This is a genomic window from Pseudomonas sp. Irchel 3F3, assembly GCF_900187545.1.
Taxonomy (GTDB): domain Bacteria; phylum Pseudomonadota; class Gammaproteobacteria; order Pseudomonadales; family Pseudomonadaceae; genus Aquipseudomonas; species Aquipseudomonas fortuita.
Genome location: NZ_FYDS01000009.1, coordinates 200938 through 216163, shown reverse-complemented (window position 1 = coordinate 216163; position 15226 = coordinate 200938). Strand labels below are relative to the sequence as shown.

Below are 15226 nucleotides of genomic sequence, written 5' to 3'. Positions count from 1 at the left end.
ACTGCCGAGGCGACTCGGCCTGCTCAGCCGGTGCCTCGGGCGCTTCCATCTGGCTCACGCGTTGACCATAAACGGCGTGGGGTCGCCGCAGCCTTCGCGGATCAGCGCGGGCTCATCGCCAGTGAGGTCGATGACGGTCGACGCCTTGAGGTCGCCAAAACCGCCATCGATGATCAGATCGACATGGTGCTCAAGGCGCTGACGGATCTCGTGGGGGTCGGTCATCGGCTCTGTTTCGGGCGGCAAGATCAGGCTCACGCTCATCAACGGCTCGCCCAGCTCTTCTAGCAGAGCCAGCACGATCGGGTTGGATGGCACGCGCAATCCAATGGTCCGCCGTTTCTCGTGCATCAGCAACCGCGGTACCTCGCGGGTGGCATTGAGAATGAAGGTATAAGGCCCCGGAATGTGCGCTTTGAGCAGGCGGAACGTAGACGTATCGATCTTGGCGAACAACCCCATTTGCGACAAGTCGCAGCACAGCAGCGTGAAGTTGTGCTGCTTGTCCAACTGGCGCAAGCGCCGAACCCGCTCGATGGCGTTTTTATCGCCAATCTGGCAGCCCAACGCGTAGGCCGAGTCGGTCGGGTAAACCACCACGCCACCCTTGCGGATGATCTCGACGGCCTGTTTTATCAGGCGCGCTTGTGGGTTCTCCGAATGAATCTGGAAAAATTGGCTCACGTAGTCATCCTGTTCATAGCGCCAAAGGCTGTTCATGGCTGAATCGACGCCACAGAGGTGGCAGATCCTCGGGCAAAGGCCGGTAGGCACCGATCTCTCCCCAGGTGCCGGGGCCGTGGAAGTCACTGCCAGCGCTTGCCAGCAGGCCGAACTCACGAGTAAGGATGGACATCGTGCCCACCTGCTCGGCCGGCATCATCCCGTTGACCACCTCAAGTGCCTGCCCGCCTGCCTGAATATAGTCGGCAATCAGCCTTCTGCGCTTGCTGCGGGTCAGGTCGTAGTGCATGGGGTGTGCAAGGCTCACCCACGCTTTGGACTGCCGCAGGGTGGCGACAGTTTCGTCGAGGGTCGGCCAATGCTGCTTGACGTCGCCCAGCTTGCCGGCACCCAGCCACTTGCGAAACGCCTCGCCGCGGTCCTTGACGTGCCCGGCACGCACTAGGTACTCGGCAAAATGGGGGCGCGCCGGGGCGTTGCCGCTGTCGCCCAGCTCGTGCTGTACGGCGCGGGCGCCCTCGAGTGTGCCGGGCATGCCCTTGGCTGCCAGCCGTTTGTCTATTTCTTCGGCGCGCAGCCAGCGGCCACGGTGCAGCGCTTCAATGGCCGCCAGCAAGGGCGGCGCGTCCAGCGGGAAGTCATAACCCAGCACATGGATGGTCGCGCCACCCCAGGTGCACGACAATTCCACCCCGCTGACCCAGCGCATGCCCCGCTCAATGCAGGCCTGGCGGGCTTCGGGCAGGCCTTCGAGGGTGTCGTGGTCAGTCAGTGCCAGCGTTTGCACCCCGTGCTCATGGGCCCGGGCAACCAGTACCGAGGGCGACAGGGCGCCGTCGGAGGCCGTGCTGTGACAGTGCAGATCAACATTCATGGAGAGCGCTTTCGCTGGAATCGATGTTTGTTATTATGCCGTCACATCCCGATTCTGGCTGCCATTGTGAAACAATTCATCGATTTCATCCCGCTGCTGCTGTTCTTCATCGTCTACAAGCTTGACCCGCGCCCCATGGAAGTCGCCGGCCACAGCTTCGAATTCGGCGGCATCTACAGTGCCACGGCCATGCTGATCATCAGCTCGCTGGTGGTGTACGGTGCGCTGTTCCTGCGCCAACGCAGGCTGGAAAAGGGCCAATGGCTGACGCTGGTGGCCTGCCTGGTATTCGGCGGCCTGACCCTGACCTTCCATAGCGAAACCTTCCTCAAGTGGAAAGCGCCGGTGGTGAACTGGCTGTTCGCCCTGGGCTTTGCCGGCAGCCATTTCATCGGCGATCGGGTGCTGATCAAGCGCATCATGGGCCACGCCCTGACCCTGCCAGATGCCATCTGGACCCGCCTGAACGTTGCCTGGATCGGTTTCTTCCTGTTCTGCGGCGCGGCCAACCTGTTCGTCGCCTTTACCTTCCAGGACTTCTGGGTGGACTTCAAGGTGTTCGGCAGCCTGGGCATGACCGTGATCTTCCTGGTGGCGCAAGGCGTGTACCTGTCGCGCCACCTGCACGACGACCCTTCTACTACCAAACCCAAGGATTGACATGCTCTACGCCATCATCGCCAGCGACGTCGCAAACTCCCTGGAAAAGCGCCTGGCTGCCCGCCCGGCGCACATCGAACGCCTGCAGCAGCTCAAGGCCGAAGGCCGCGTGGTGCTGGCCGGCCCCCACCCGGCCATCGACAGCAACGACCCGGGCGAAGCCGGTTTCAGCGGTAGCCTGATCGTTGCCGAATTCGAATCGCTGGCCGCGGCGCAGGCCTGGGCCGATGCCGATCCTTACATTGCGGCGGGCGTGTACGACAACGTCGTCGTCAAGCCGTTCAAGCAAGTATTGCCTTGATCTGAGACCGAGTCGCTTCCTCGCGGGCAAGCCCGCGAAGAAGCTGACGCGGCACCAGTAGTTATACGGCTGCCATCAGTCTGCGGTATCTTTGCCACTGGCGGGCCGAATAGCCGCCGTCAATGGTTGAATTGAGTGAGTCATGAGCGAGCTGTTACTGATTGATGATGACCAGGAACTGTGCGAGCTGCTCGGCAGCTGGCTGACCCAGGAAGGGTTCACCGTGCGTGCGTGCCATGATGGCCTGAGCGCACGCCAGGCCCTGGCCGAGCACGCTCCGGCGGCCGTGGTACTGGATGTGATGCTGCCCGATGGCAGCGGCCTGGAATTGCTCAAGCAATTGCGCAGCGAGCACACCGAGCTGCCGGTGCTGATGCTCTCTGCACGGGGCGAGCCGCTGGACCGCATTCTTGGCCTGGAGCTGGGCGCCGACGACTACCTGGCCAAACCTTGCGACCCGCGCGAGCTCACGGCCCGTCTGCGAGCAGTGTTGCGCCGCAGCCACCCCACCGCCACCACCAGCCAGGTGGAACTGGGCGACCTGGTGTACAGCCCTGCGCGCGGCGTGGCCAGCATCGACGGCCGTGAAATGACCCTGACCCTGTCCGAAAGCCGCATTCTTGAAGCCCTGCTGCGCCAGCCTGGCGAACCGCTGGACAAGCAGGAGCTGGCGCAAATCGGCCTGGGGCGCAAACTGACCCTGTACGACCGCAGCCTGGACATGCATGTCAGTAACCTGCGCAAGAAGATCGGGCCGCATGCCGATGGCAGGCCACGTATCGTGGCGCTGCGTAGCCGTGGCTATTACTACTGCCTGTAACTCGCTGCAAGCTACAAGAAGGCGCAAGATCGCAATCGGCTTCACTTGCAGCCTGGAGCTTGGAACTGTTCTTTACAGTGCCTTTACCATCCCCTGACTGCGCTTGACGGTGATCTCCCTAGACTGTGCTCATCCGGTAACCACCGGCCTATGAAAGGAGAGACACCATGCGCAAGACCCTTATCGCCCTGATGTTCGCCGCCGCCCTGCCGACCGTGGCCATGGCCATGCCTGAAGGCGGCCCGCGTCACGACGGCCCGCATCATCGCGGTGATGCGCCTTTCCATCAACTGGACCTGAGCCGCGACCAGCGCCAGCAGATCGGCAAGCTGATGGGCGAGCAGATGCAGCAGCGCCGTGACATCACCGAGCGCTACCTGGCCAAGCTGCCAGCCGCCGACCAGAAAGCCATGAAAGACGAGCTGCAAGCCAGCCGCGACAAGACCGACACTGCGGTGCGCAACCTGCTCAAACCTGAACAGCAGAAAAAGTTCGACGAACTGCAAAAGGAACGCGCCGCCAAGAAAGCCGAGTGGCAGGAGTTCCAGGCCTGGAAAGCTGAAAAAGGCACCAAGGCTCAGTAAGCTGTCCGCCCGATGCCCGGCCCGCCTCCCCGCGGGCCGGGCTTTTACCGTTTACAGGAGGTGCACTTGCGTTCACTGTTCTGGCGCATCCTGGCCAGTTTCTGGCTGGCTATCACCCTGGTCGCAGGCCTGTCTATCCTGCTGGGCCACATGCTCAACCAGGATGCCTGGATCCTTAGCCGCCACCCGGGCCTGAATACCCTGGCCAGCAAGTGGGCCAAGCATTACGAGCAGCAAGGCCTGGATGCGGCACAGCACTTTCTGGAACGGCGCAAAGATCGCTACAAGATCGACGTGCAGGTACTCGATGACAGTGGCGAGGCCGTGGTGCCCGGCACCTTCCCACGCCGTGCGGCGGCCTTCGAGGCACGCCAGCACAATGACGAGCGGCGCCTGCCATGGCGTCGGCTGACCGAGGAATACACCAGCCCGGAGACCGGCGAAACCTACCTGCTGATCTACCGCATCCCCCACCCTGCACTGGACGCCTGGCACCGCGAAAGCCTGATGTGGCCGCTCAGTGCCTTGGGCATTGCGCTGGTGGTACTGACCCTGTTCAGCCTGCTGGTCACCCTGTCCATTACCCGCCCGCTAAGCCGCCTGCGCAGCGCGGTGCATGACCTGGGGCAGACCACTTACCAGCAGAACAGCCTGGCGCAGCTGGCTGCACGGCGTGACGAGTTTGGCGTGCTGGCCAAGGACTTCAACAAGATGGGCGCGCGCCTGCAAAGCACCATTGGCAGCCAGCGCCAGTTGCTGCGCGATGTGTCCCATGAGTTGCGCTCGCCGCTGGCCAGGCTGCGCATTGCCCTGGCTTTGGCCGAGCGCGCCGGGCCTGAGCAGCGGGAGACCTTGTGGCCGCGCCTGACCCGCGAGTGCGACCGGCTGGAAGACCTGATCAGCGAAATCCTTGCCTTGGCCCGGGTCGATGCGGAGCAGGCTCATGCCGAGCCGGTCGACCTCAATGCCCTGCTCGGCAGCGTGCGCAAAGACGCCTTGCTCAGCGCACCGGACCAGGACGTGCGCCTGGAGGCGCAGCCGGGGTTGACCCTGCAAGGTTGGCCGACGCTGATCGAGCGCGCCGTCGACAACCTGCTGCGCAATGCCCTGCGCTTCAACCCGGTGGGGCAGCCGGTCGAGGTCAGCGCCGTGCGTGAGCAGGACCACATCGTGATCAGCGTGCGTGACCATGGGCCCGGGGCGGCAGCGGAGCATCTGGCGCAGCTGGGCGAGCCGTTCTTCCGCGCGCCGGGGCAGGACGCGCCAGGGCATGGCCTGGGGCTGGCGATTGCGCGCAAAGCGGCGGAGCGCCATGGCGGGAGACTGGTGCTGGATAACCACCCACAGGGGGGCTTTGTGGCCAGGCTGGAGTTGCCCTTGGCTGAAGCTACTGGCAGTTGATGTGATGCAAAGGCCACTGGCCTCTTCGCGGGGCAAGCCCGCTCCCACAGGTACGGTGCAGGTATCAGGCAGCGCGGACAACCATCCACAGGGGGGGCGTTGTGGCCAGGCTGGTGCTGCCCTTGGCTGAAGCTGCTGGCAGTTAATGTGATGTAAGGGCCACTGGCCCCTTCGCGGGGCAAGCCCGCTCCCACAAGTACGGTGCAGGTATCAGGCAGCGCGGACAACCATCCACAGGGGGGCTTTGTGGCCAGGTTGGAGTTGCCCTTGGCTGAAGCTACTGGCAGTTGATGTGATGTAAAGGCCACTGGCCTCTTCGCGGGGCAAGCCCGCTCCCACAGGTACGGTGCAGGTATCAGGCAGCGCACAGTACCTGTGGGAGCGGGCTTGCCCCGCGAAGAGGCCAGTGGCCCTGATGCAATAAATCAGCCCCAGGCTGCGTTACTCGCCCCAGGCGCTGACGAACTCGGCAGTGTCCAGCACCGGCGCAGTGCGCGGCTCGGTCAGCGGCGTGCCGACATACAGGTAACCGATCAACTCTTCATTCTGGGCCAGACCCAGGCCCTTGTGCACATGGGCATCGAAGGCCATGTCCCCGGTACGCCACACCGCCCCGATGCCTTGCGCATGCGCGGCAATCAGAATGCCGTGCGCCGCACAGCCGGCTGCCAGACGCTGCTCGGACTTGGGCACCTTGAAGTGGTCCTGCAGCTTGGCGATCACCACGATCAGCAGCGGCGCCCGCAGCGGCATGGCGCGGGCCTTGTCCAGCGCAGCCTGGCTGGCTTCGCCCTTGTTCTGCACCGCTTCAGCGAACAGCTCACCCAGCTTTTCACGGCCCTGGCCCTCGATGGTCAGGAAGCGCCATGGTCGCAGCTGGCCATGATCCGGGGCGCGCAAGGCAGCCTGGAACAGCGCCTCGCGCTGTGCGGCATTGGGTGCCGGGTCAGTCAGGCGTGGCACGGAAACACGGTTGAGCAATGCGTCGAGAGCCTCCATCGGCTACCCTCCTGGCAGTTGAATGTGCGGCCATTCTAGCGTTTACATCACCAGACCCATAGGTAGAATGGCGCCCTTCCGTTTCGAGTCAGAGCAGATCACATGGCGTTGCCGACCTTAAGGATCATTGGTTTCATCATCGGCATCTTCCTGATTACCCTCGCCGTCGGCATGGCTGTGCCCATGGCGACCCTGGTGATCTTCGAGCGCACTGGTGACATGCCCTCCTTCCTCTGGTCGAGCCTGATCACCTTCATCGCCGGCCTGGCCCTGGTAGTACAGGGCCGCCCCGAGCATGTCCACCTGCGCCCGCGTGACATGTACCTGCTCACGGTCAGCAGCTGGCTGGTGGTGTGCGTGTTTGCCGCCCTGCCGTTCCTGCTGACCCAGCACATCAGCTACACCGACGCCTTCTTCGAGAGCATGTCGGGCATCACCGCTACCGGCGCTACCGTACTCAGCGGGCTCGATAACATGTCGCCGGGTATTCTCATGTGGCGCTCGATGCTTCACTGGCTCGGCGGCATCGGCTTCATCGCCATGGCGGTGGCAATCCTGCCATTGCTGCGCATCGGCGGCATGCGCCTGTTCCAGACCGAATCGTCCGACCGCTCGGAAAAGGTCATGCCACGCTCGCACATGGTGGCCAAGTCGATCGTGGGGGTGTACGTCGGCTTCTCTATCCTCGGCTCGCTGGCCTTCTGGTGGGCGGGGATGAGCCCGTTCGATGCAATCAACCACGCCATGTCGGCAATCTCCACCGGCGGCTTCTCCACCTCCGACCAGTCGCTGGCAAAATGGGATATCCCGGCCGTGCACTGGGTCGCGGTGGTGGTCATGATCATGGGCAGCCTGCCGTTCACCCTTTACGTCGCGACCCTGCGTGGCAACCGCAGGGCGCTGATCCGTGACCAGCAGGTGCAAGGTTTGCTGGGCATGCTGGTGGTTACCTGGTTGGTCCTGGGCACCTGGTACTGGTACAGCACCAACCTGCACTGGCTCGATGCCCTGCGCCACGTAGCCTTGAACGTGACCTCGGTGGTCACTACCACCGGCTTCGCCCTGGGCGACTACAGCCTGTGGGGCAACTTTTCGCTGATGCTGTTCTTCTACCTGGGCTTCGTCGGCGGCTGCTCCGGCTCGACCGCAGGCGGTATCAAGATTTTCCGCTTCCAGGTGGCCTACATCCTGCTCAAGGCCAGCCTCAACCAACTGATCCACCCGCGTGCGGTGATCAAGCAGAAATACAACGGCCACCGCCTCGACGAAGACATCGTGCGCTCGATTCTGACGTTCTCGTTCTTCTTCGCCATCACCATCTGCGTCATGGCCCTGTTGCTGTCGTTGCTGGGCGTGGACTGGATGACCGCATTGACCGGCGCTGCCGGCACAGTTTCGGGTGTAGGCCCGGGCTTGGGTGAAGTGATCGGCCCGTCGGGCAACTATGCCACGCTGCCGGACGCGGCCAAGTGGATCCTGGCGGCCGGCATGCTGCTTGGCCGCCTGGAAATCATTACGGTGCTGGTGCTGTGTATGCCGGCGTTCTGGCGTCACTGACCCCCTCGGCGTCCGTGCCGAGGCGGGCGCGGTACTCGCTTGGGGTGGCATCGAACCAGCGGCGGAATGCCCGGTAGAAATTGCTGGGGTCGGCAAAGCCCAGCAGGTAGGCGGTTTCCAGCAGTGTCATGCCCGGCTGGGCCAGGTATTGCTCGGCCAGCTCGCGACGGGTGTCATCAAGCAAGCTCTGGAAACTGGTGCCCTCCTCCTGCAGACGCCGCTGCAAGGTGCGCTGCGACAAGTGCAAGGCCTGGGCCAGGGTTTCGCGCTTGGGTTCCCCCTGCGGCAAGATGCGGCACAACACCTGCCGCACGCGGTGGGTAACCCGGCTTTCGGAAAATCGTGCCAGGTACTCCCCGGCAAAACGGTCGTGCAGCACCGCCATGGCCTCGTTGGCAGTCGGCAGCGGCGCCTCCATGTCGGCCCGTTCGAACACCAGCGCATCGTGCGGCGCGCCGAACACCAGGGGCGAATGGAACGCCACTTTGTACGGCTCGACATTCTTTGGCTGCGGCCCCTGCACCAGTACCCGGCGCGGCTGTACCGGCCGCCCACTGAGCCATTTGCTCAGCGCCAGCGCACAGGCCAGCGATGCTTCGGCACTGTGCCGGGTCGGGGGCAGATGGTCGCCATGCACCGTCAGGATCAGCGAATAGCCCTCGTCGCCAAGGACAAAACTGAGATCGGAGCTTTCGGCGATGATGCGCTGGTACCGCACCAGGCGCTGGAAGCCTTCTGCCAGGGTGCGGCTGGACATCAATGCATAGCCCACCACATGGAACGAAGCCGGCCGTACCACGCGGGCCATGTTCAGGCCAATGGCTTCATTGCCTGACAGCTCCACCGCCAGCTGCCACAGCCGGGTCATGGAATCTTGCGGAAAACGTGCATCGGGGTCGTCGAGGGCAGCGAAGTCCAGCCCCAGTTGCTTGAACATGGACGGGCAATCCAGCCCTTCCAGTTCGAGCGCCTTCACAATCCCTGATGCCCAGCTGGCTGACGTGGTTCTTTCGCTCATGACAGGCTTCTTTTTACCGACCGCTCCTGCGGTGAACCCCAAGGATACTCATTTGGCGCCTATTGTCACTGGTAGGCCCCGTCAGTCACTCTAGACTCGAATCAGGCTCCACGCCGTGCATCTTGTCCAGAAGTATTAATCCCGGAGCACTGCCATGAACCGCACAGCGCAGTATCGCAGTTTTGCCGAGTTCTATCCTTACTACCTGGGGGAGCACAGCAACCCCACCTGCCGCCGCCTGCACTTTGTCGGCACCAGCTTGGTAATAGCGCTGCTGGCCTACACCATTGGCAGTGGCAAGTGGTTGCTTTTGCTGGCAGTGCCGCTGTTCGGCTATGGCTTCGCCTGGGTCGGGCACTTCTTTTTCGAAAAGAACCGGCCGGCGACCTTCACCTACCCGCTGTACAGCCTGGCCGGGGATTTCGTGATGTTCCGGGATATCTTGCTGGGCAAGATCCGGCTGTAGACATTGAGGGCGGGTTGCGGCCCCATGGTTCTGCAGCCTCTAAGCCGGCTCACGCGACGCCGCCACTGCCTGCGCTTCCCGCGCCTGGGCATCGGCCAACCGATACAGCTCGATACGGCCATCCCAATGCTCGATCAGCGCCGTGCACGACTCCACCCAGTCTCCGCAATTGAGGTAGTCCACCTCGCCCACCTTGCGGATCTCGGCATGGTGGATATGCCCACACACCACCCCGTGCAAACCACGCCGGGTGCACTCATGGGCAATGGCATCCTCGAAGTCGCTGATGAAGTTCACCGCGCCCTTGACCTTGTGCTTCAGGTACGCCGACAGCGACCAGTAACCATAGCCATACCGCGCACGCCAGTGGTTGAGCCAACGGTTGAGCACCAACGTGAACCCGTAGGCACGATCACCGAGAAACGCCAGCCAGCGGTGGTAACGGGTAATCACGTCGAACTGGTCACCATGGATCACCAGCAGGCGGCGGCCATCGGCGGTCAGGTGTTCGGCCTCATCCACCAGCTGGATGTTGCCCAGGATCAGCTTCGAGTAGCGGCGCAGGAATTCGTCATGGTTGCCGGTGACGTAGATCACCTCGGTACCGCGCTTGCTCATGGTCAGCAAGCGGCGGATCACGTTGGTGTGGGCTTGTGGCCAGTAAATGCCACCGCGCAGTTTCCAGCCATCGATGATGTCGCCTACCAGGTACACGCGGTCGGCCTGGTAGCCCTTGAGGAACTGCGACAGGTGTTCGGCCTGGCAGTCGCGTGTCCCCAGGTGGACATCGGAGATCCACAGGGTACGCACGCGTTGCTTGCGCGAGGGACGGGAGAGTTCGGCATGGGTCATGGACAGGCTCCGGCGCAGTTTGCTGGAGACTGGCAGGCGCGCATGACAGCGCCGTGGCAAAACGGTTACCGGTGATCGCCTGCCGGGAATGAGGCACAATGCGGATCTGCCCTGCGAGGACGCCCCCATGACCGCCGGCCCGATACTCTCGCTGCGCCATTACCGCGACAGCCTGATCGCCCACAGCCACGAACACCCGCAACTGGTGTTCGGCCTGCGTGGCCGCCTGGAGTTCGAGGTACAGGGGCAAGGCGCCGGGATCGACCGGCAAGGGCTGGTCGTGGTCCCGGCAGGCGCGCATCACACCTGCGCCAGCGATGGCGGCAGCCACTGCCTGGTGCTTGATGTGCCTGGGGAGCAGTGGCTGCACGAGCAGCTGGGCGAGCATGCCGATGCCAGCCGCCGCCTGCTCGACCGCCACGCCGCGCTGGGCCTGGACGACCGTCAGCAACAGTTGGTGGACTGGCTGGCGGCCAGCCCCATGGACGACCCGCTGATTGCCCGGCAAGGCGCAGCGCTGTTGCTGGCCAGCCTCAACTGCACGGCAGCAGCCAACGTGCGCCCCAGCCAGCGCCTACCCTATGCAGCCTTCGATGCCCATATCGAGCAGCATGCTGCCTACCCGTTGCAGGTCGCCGACCTGGCGCGCATCGCCGGGCTGTCCAGCGCCCGGCTGCATGCGCGGTTTACTGCCGAATGCGCGATGACGCCGATGGACTACATTCGCCAGCGGCGCTTGCTCAAGGCGCGGCGGCTGGTGGTGCAGACCGTGCTACCGATGAGTGAAATTGCGGCGCAGGTGGGGTATTGCTCGCAGAGTGCGTTTTCAGCGGCGATGTTGCGGGCGTTCGGGTGTACGCCAATGGCTTTGCGGCGAGAGCCTGGCGACAACTGACAGCAGTCTTGCGACAGAAATCGTTGGCCTGTGGTTTTACACTTTGCCAGTGCCGGCCTCTTCGCAGCACAAGGCTGCTCCTACAGAATACGCACAGTCCCTGTAGGAGCAGCCTTGTGCTGCGAAGAGGCCGGCAACGTCGATAAAGATCTTGAGCAAGGACCACCATGAACCACCGCACCGCCCTCGGCGCCCTGCACATTGGCGCGCTATTCTTCGGCCTGACCGGCGTCTTCGGCAAACTGGCCGCCACTGCCAGCCCGGCGATCATCGTCTTCGGCCGCGCCGCCTTCGCCGTACTCGCCCTGGCCCTGTTCGCCAGCCTGACCGGCCCGGGCTGGCAACGCCTGAGCAGCCAGGATATCCGTCGCCTGCTGCTCGGCGGTGTGCTGCTGGCCGGCCACTGGGTCAGTTTCTTCATTGCCGTCAAAGTTGGCGGCGTGGCCATCGCCACCCTCGGTTTCGCCAGTTTCCCGGCCTTCACCGTCATCCTCGAAGGCCTGCTGTTCCGCGAGCACATCCGCCGCAACGAGGCCGTGCTGGTGCTGCTGGTCAGCATCGGCCTGATACTGGTCACGCCAGATTTCGACCTGGCCAGCGAGGCCACTGGCGGCCTGCTCTGGGCACTGCTGTCAGGGCTGCTGTTCTCGCTGCTGTCCCTCACCAACCGCGCCGGCTCCGGGCGTTTGCCAGCAGTACAGGCTGCCCTGTGGCAGAACCTGGTGGTAGGCCTGTGCCTGCTGCCGTTCGCCGCACCAGGTCTGGCAGGCGTGGCGGCCATGGACTGGCTGTGGATCGCCCTGCTCGGCATCTTCTGCACCGGCGTGGCGCACAGCCTGTTCGTCGCCAGCCTGGCGGTGATCAAGGCGCGCACCGCCGCCGTGGTGTTCGGCATGGAGCCGGTCTATGGCATTGCCGTGGCCTGGGTGGTGTTCGCCGAAACCCCGACCTTGCGCATGCTGCTGGGCGGCGCGCTGATCATCTTCGCCATCGTGCTGTCCAGCCGCATGACCCGCGAACAACCACCCAAGCAGCGGCCACTGGCCGAGGGCGCCTGATCAGCGGTCGTTGTGGCCAAGGTCACGCTGCGGGTCGATCTGGTCGCGTACCCGCTGTTTCAGCACCTTGGCCTCGGGGAAGCCGCCGTCGGCCTTGCGCTCCCAGATCTGCACGCCATTGCAGGTAATGCAGAAGACCCCGCCGGTGCCCGGTGCCAGCGCGACCTGGCCAAGGTCGTCGGCAAACGTGCTGAGCAGTTCCTGGGCCAGCCAGGCAGCGCGCAGCAGCCACTGGCACTGGGTGCAATAAGTGATGACGATTTCGGGCTTGTTGTCGGCCATGCTGAGGCATCTCCAGGTAAGGGGCCGCTTATACTAGCGGTCTTTAGCCCACGGTTTGAGACTCACGATGCGCCGTTTGCTGTGCTGTTTGCTGCTCGCCCTCACCTCCTTCATGGCTGCCGCTGCGGAACCTGCCAGGCCCAAGGTCGGCTTGGTGTTGTCGGGGGGTGCGGCCCGTGGCCTGGCCCACATCGGCGTGCTCAAGGCACTGGAGGAACAGGGCGTGCGCATCGACGCCATCGCCGGCACCAGCATGGGCGCAGTGGTCGGCGGGCTTTACGCTTCGGGCTACAGTGTCGCAGAACTGGAAAAGCTCGCCACCACCCTGGACTGGCAACAGGCGCTGTCCGATGCCCCGCCGCGCAAGGACGTGCCGTTCCGGCGCAAGCAGGATGATCGCGATTTCCTGGTCAAGCAAAAGCTCAGCTTTCGCGACGACGGCAGCCTGGGCCTGCCGCTGGGGGTGATCCAGGGGCAGAACCTGTCACTGCTGCTGGAAAGCAAACTGGCGCACACCGCCGATACCCGCGATTTCGACAAGCTGCCCATCCCCTTTCGCGCTGTAGCCACCGACATCGCCAGTGGCGAAAAGGTGGTGTTCCGCCACGGCCATCTGCCCCAGGTCATCCGTGCCAGCATGTCGATCCCCGCCGTGTTTGCCCCGGTCGAACTGGACGGCCGCCTGCTGGTGGACGGCGGCATGGTCGACAACATCCCCGTCGACGTGGCCCGCGAAATGGGCGTGGACCTGGCCATCGTGGTCGACATCGGTACCCCGCTGCGCGATCGCAAGCAACTGCTGACCGTGGTCGACGTGCTTAACCAGTCGATTACCCTGATGACACGGCGCAATTCGGAAGAACAACTGGCCCCAGCCATCGCTAGCTGCCTTCGGCGTGACCGACTTCGGCCGTGCCCGGGACATGATCGACGCCGGTTACCGCGCCACCCGCCTGCTCGACCAACGCCTGGCTGCCCTGCGCGAGCCTGAGGGTGACAGCAACCTGGCCGTGGCCCGCTCGCCACGCCAGCGCACGCCGGTGATCACCGCGATCCGGATCGAGAACGACTCCAAGGTCAGCGACGACGTGATCCGCTCTTACATCCGTCAGCCGATCGACGCCCCCCTTGAGCTGGACCGCCTGCAGACCGACATGGGCACGCTCTACGGCCTGGACTACTTCGACCGGGTGCAGTACCGCGTGGTGCACAAGGGCAACGACAACACCTTGGTGATCAACGCCCGCGGTCGACGCGGCGGCACCGACTACCTGCGCCTGGGCCTGAACCTTTCGGACGACCTGCGCGGTGACAGCGCCTTCAACCTGGGCGCCAGCTACCGGGTCAATGGCATCAACAGCCTGGGTGCCGAGTGGCTGACCCGTGGCCAGATCGGCGACCAGCAAGAACTGTACAGCGAGTTCTACCAGCCGCTGGACGTTGGCTCGCGCTATTTCATTGCGCCGTACCTGGATTTCAGCTCACAGAACATCGAAGCCACCCTGGACAACGACCCCGTCGCAGAGTACCGCCTGGAACGCTACGGCTTTGGCCTGAACCTCGGCCGCCAGATTGGCACCAACGGTGAAGTACGCCTGGGCGTGGGCAAGGCCTGGGGCGAGGCCGAGGTACGCATTGGCGACCAGGACCTGCCCAAGGTCAGCTTCAACGAGGGCTTCTATGAACTGAAGTATTCGTTCGACACCCTCGACAACGTGTATTTCCCGCACAGCGGTGAGGACATTGGCCTGACCTTGCGCAAGTACGACAAATCGCTGGACTCCGACCAGGATTACCGGCAGTGGCTGTTCAACCTGGACAAGGCCATCAGTAGCGGGCCGAACACCTTCGTGCTGGGCGGACGCTACGGGCGCACCCTGGACGCTACCGAAGTGGTGACGTCCAGCTTCGTGATGGGTGGGGCACGAGAGCTGTCTGGCTTTCGCCAGGACTCGGTGTCGGGGCAGAACGTGAGCCTGCTGCGCATGGTCTATTACCGCCGGCTGACGCCACGGGCCTACGTACCGCTGGACTTCCCGCTGTACATTGGCGGGTCGCTGGAACGTGGGCGCGCGTGGAACAACGACAACGAGTTCGACAGCGGCTACATCAATGCGGCGAGCATCTTCCTGGGGCTGGAAACGCCTCTGGGGCCGCTGAACTTCAGCTACGGCACCAACAGTGCGCATGAGCAGGCGGTGTACCTGAACCTGGGGCATACCTTCTGATTCGCCGGGGGCCGCAAAGCGACCCCAGGGGCCCTCAGGACTTCTCGAGGTTGGACAGGATCGTGGCATGCACCCGCATGCACACCTGCAACTCTGCCTCGTCCACCCCGGTGAAAAGCTCCAACCGCAGCTGGTTGGCGATGGTTTCGATCTGGTCGATCAGCGGCTTGGCCGGCGGGCACAGCAAGATCTTCTTGGCCCGCCGGTCTTCCACCACCGCCTGCCGGCGCACCAGCCCTTGTGCTTCCAGGCTGTCGAGCAGGCGCGCCAGGGTCGGGCCTTCAACGCCCACGCTCTGGGCCAGCTCACGCTGAGTAGGGGCTTCTTCGAAACGCGCCAGGTGCAGCAACACCAGCCAGCGCGCCTGGGACAGGTTGAGCCCGGCCAGGCGGCGGTCCAGTTCGGCACGCCAGCCCCGGGACATCTGGGCCAGCTGCATGCCGAAGCGGTGTTGGTTGTCGGTCAGGGGCATAAGCAACTCATTGAACAGATCTAATTATTAGGCAGCTAACCATGCCCTTTCCGACGAGGCAAGGCTCGCGCGCCC

At 63.9% G+C, this 15226-nt stretch carries 16 protein-coding genes and 1 pseudogene; 10 read left to right on the top strand and 7 right to left on the bottom strand.

Translation table 11 applies throughout. The annotated features are described in order from the left end of the window. Positions 1-54: 54 nt before the first annotated feature. Together CKW35_RS20935 and CKW35_RS20930 are read right to left on the bottom strand one after the other, a co-directional pair. Complete coding sequence (locus CKW35_RS20935) at positions 55-684, bottom strand: L-threonylcarbamoyladenylate synthase (RefSeq protein WP_060519139.1); 630 nt, start codon at positions 682-684, stop codon at positions 55-57. A gap of 13 nt (positions 685-697) precedes the next feature. Beyond that, positions 698-1558 (bottom strand): PHP domain-containing protein, encoded by an 861-nt coding sequence (locus CKW35_RS20930; RefSeq protein ID WP_016488514.1) that lies wholly within the window; start codon positions 1556-1558, stop codon positions 698-700. 66 nt (positions 1559-1624) lie between these two features. Between CKW35_RS20930 and CKW35_RS20925 the strand changes: the two genes are divergently transcribed. The 5 genes from CKW35_RS20925 (at position 1625) to CKW35_RS20905 (ending at position 5324) form a co-directional block, all read left to right on the top strand. Then, positions 1625-2218: a septation protein A gene (locus CKW35_RS20925; protein WP_024717735.1), complete on the top strand. Its 594-nt coding sequence runs from the start codon at positions 1625-1627 to the stop codon at positions 2216-2218. A 1-nt stretch (position 2219) separates the two neighbouring features. Beyond that, positions 2220-2519 (top strand): YciI family protein, encoded by a 300-nt coding sequence (locus tag CKW35_RS20920; protein WP_016488516.1) that lies wholly within the window; start codon positions 2220-2222, stop codon positions 2517-2519. Between the two features lie 142 nt (positions 2520-2661). After that, positions 2662-3339, top strand: a complete 678-nt coding sequence (locus CKW35_RS20915) for a response regulator transcription factor (protein ID WP_016488517.1) — start codon at positions 2662-2664, stop codon at positions 3337-3339. A 167-nt stretch (positions 3340-3506) separates the two neighbouring features. Then, positions 3507-3923: a Spy/CpxP family protein refolding chaperone gene (locus tag CKW35_RS20910; protein ID WP_016488518.1), complete on the top strand. Its 417-nt coding sequence runs from the start codon at positions 3507-3509 to the stop codon at positions 3921-3923. Between the two features lie 60 nt (positions 3924-3983). Beyond that, positions 3984-5324 (top strand): HAMP domain-containing sensor histidine kinase, encoded by a 1341-nt coding sequence (locus CKW35_RS20905; RefSeq protein ID WP_060519137.1) that lies wholly within the window; start codon positions 3984-3986, stop codon positions 5322-5324. Between the two features lie 441 nt (positions 5325-5765). On the opposite strand, the gene CKW35_RS20900 is transcribed toward CKW35_RS20905, so the two are convergent. After that, positions 5766-6323: an NAD(P)H nitroreductase gene (locus CKW35_RS20900; protein WP_060519140.1), complete on the bottom strand. Its 558-nt coding sequence runs from the start codon at positions 6321-6323 to the stop codon at positions 5766-5768. 102 nt (positions 6324-6425) lie between these two features. On the opposite strand from CKW35_RS20900, the gene CKW35_RS20895 reads away from it, so the two are divergent. Further along, a complete protein-coding gene (locus CKW35_RS20895; protein WP_016488521.1) occupies positions 6426-7880 on the top strand; it encodes a TrkH family potassium uptake protein in 1455 nt (484 codons plus the stop codon). On the opposite strand, the gene CKW35_RS20890 is transcribed toward CKW35_RS20895, so the two are convergent. After that, on the bottom strand, positions 7837-8898 hold the full coding sequence (locus CKW35_RS20890) for an AraC family transcriptional regulator (protein ID WP_016488522.1): 1062 nt from the start codon (positions 8896-8898) through the stop codon (positions 7837-7839). The genes CKW35_RS20895 and CKW35_RS20890 overlap by 44 nt on opposite strands. A 154-nt stretch (positions 8899-9052) precedes the next feature. Here CKW35_RS20890 and CKW35_RS20885 point away from each other — a divergent pair, with 154 nt between their 5' ends. Further along, complete coding sequence (locus CKW35_RS20885; protein WP_016488523.1) at positions 9053-9364, top strand: DUF962 domain-containing protein; 312 nt, start codon at positions 9053-9055, stop codon at positions 9362-9364. 39 nt (positions 9365-9403) lie between these two features. On the opposite strand, the gene CKW35_RS20880 is transcribed toward CKW35_RS20885, so the two are convergent. Beyond that, entirely contained in the window at positions 9404-10216 is an 813-nt protein-coding gene (locus tag CKW35_RS20880; protein ID WP_016488524.1) for a UDP-2,3-diacylglucosamine diphosphatase, read from the bottom strand. A gap of 127 nt (positions 10217-10343) precedes the next feature. Here CKW35_RS20880 and CKW35_RS20875 point away from each other — a divergent pair, with 127 nt between their 5' ends. Both CKW35_RS20875 and CKW35_RS20870 read left to right on the top strand, forming a co-directional pair. Further along, a complete protein-coding gene (locus CKW35_RS20875; protein WP_095116788.1) occupies positions 10344-11111 on the top strand; it encodes an AraC family transcriptional regulator in 768 nt (255 codons plus the stop codon). Positions 11112-11278: 167 nt separating this feature from the next. After that, entirely contained in the window at positions 11279-12169 is an 891-nt protein-coding gene (locus tag CKW35_RS20870) for a DMT family transporter (RefSeq protein ID WP_095116786.1), read from the top strand. On the opposite strand, the gene CKW35_RS20865 is transcribed toward CKW35_RS20870, so the two are convergent. Further along, positions 12170-12451: a SelT/SelW/SelH family protein gene (locus tag CKW35_RS20865; RefSeq protein ID WP_095116784.1), complete on the bottom strand. Its 282-nt coding sequence runs from the start codon at positions 12449-12451 to the stop codon at positions 12170-12172. Positions 12452-12518: 67 nt separating this feature from the next. Here CKW35_RS20865 and CKW35_RS20860 point away from each other — a divergent pair. Continuing rightward, a pseudogene (locus tag CKW35_RS20860) lies at positions 12519-14679 on the top strand (patatin-like phospholipase family protein). A 34-nt stretch (positions 14680-14713) separates the two neighbouring features. Here the strand turns inward: CKW35_RS20860 and CKW35_RS20855 are convergent. Then, a complete protein-coding gene (locus CKW35_RS20855; RefSeq protein WP_016488529.1) occupies positions 14714-15151 on the bottom strand; it encodes a MarR family transcriptional regulator in 438 nt (145 codons plus the stop codon). Positions 15152-15226 lie beyond the last annotated feature (75 nt).

Coding starts and splice junctions, on each gene's coding strand:
- CKW35_RS20900 (WP_060519140.1), bottom strand. CDS start 6,323: ATGGAGGCTCTCGACGCATTGCTCAACCGTGTTTCCGTGCCACGCCTG.
- CKW35_RS20870 (WP_095116786.1), top strand. CDS start 11,279: ATGAACCACCGCACCGCCCTCGGCGCCCTGCACATTGGCGCGCTATTC.
- CKW35_RS20915 (WP_016488517.1), top strand. CDS start 2,662: ATGAGCGAGCTGTTACTGATTGATGATGACCAGGAACTGTGCGAGCTG.
- CKW35_RS20930 (WP_016488514.1), bottom strand. CDS start 1,558: ATGAATGTTGATCTGCACTGTCACAGCACGGCCTCCGACGGCGCCCTG.
- CKW35_RS20885 (WP_016488523.1), top strand. CDS start 9,053: ATGAACCGCACAGCGCAGTATCGCAGTTTTGCCGAGTTCTATCCTTAC.
- CKW35_RS20855 (WP_016488529.1), bottom strand. CDS start 15,151: ATGCCCCTGACCGACAACCAACACCGCTTCGGCATGCAGCTGGCCCAG.
- CKW35_RS20895 (WP_016488521.1), top strand. CDS start 6,426: ATGGCGTTGCCGACCTTAAGGATCATTGGTTTCATCATCGGCATCTTC.
- CKW35_RS20920 (WP_016488516.1), top strand. CDS start 2,220: ATGCTCTACGCCATCATCGCCAGCGACGTCGCAAACTCCCTGGAAAAG.
- CKW35_RS20890 (WP_016488522.1), bottom strand. CDS start 8,898: ATGAGCGAAAGAACCACGTCAGCCAGCTGGGCATCAGGGATTGTGAAG.
- CKW35_RS20875 (WP_095116788.1), top strand. CDS start 10,344: ATGACCGCCGGCCCGATACTCTCGCTGCGCCATTACCGCGACAGCCTG.
- CKW35_RS20865 (WP_095116784.1), bottom strand. CDS start 12,451: ATGGCCGACAACAAGCCCGAAATCGTCATCACTTATTGCACCCAGTGC.
- CKW35_RS20910 (WP_016488518.1), top strand. CDS start 3,507: ATGCGCAAGACCCTTATCGCCCTGATGTTCGCCGCCGCCCTGCCGACC.
- CKW35_RS20880 (WP_016488524.1), bottom strand. CDS start 10,216: ATGACCCATGCCGAACTCTCCCGTCCCTCGCGCAAGCAACGCGTGCGT.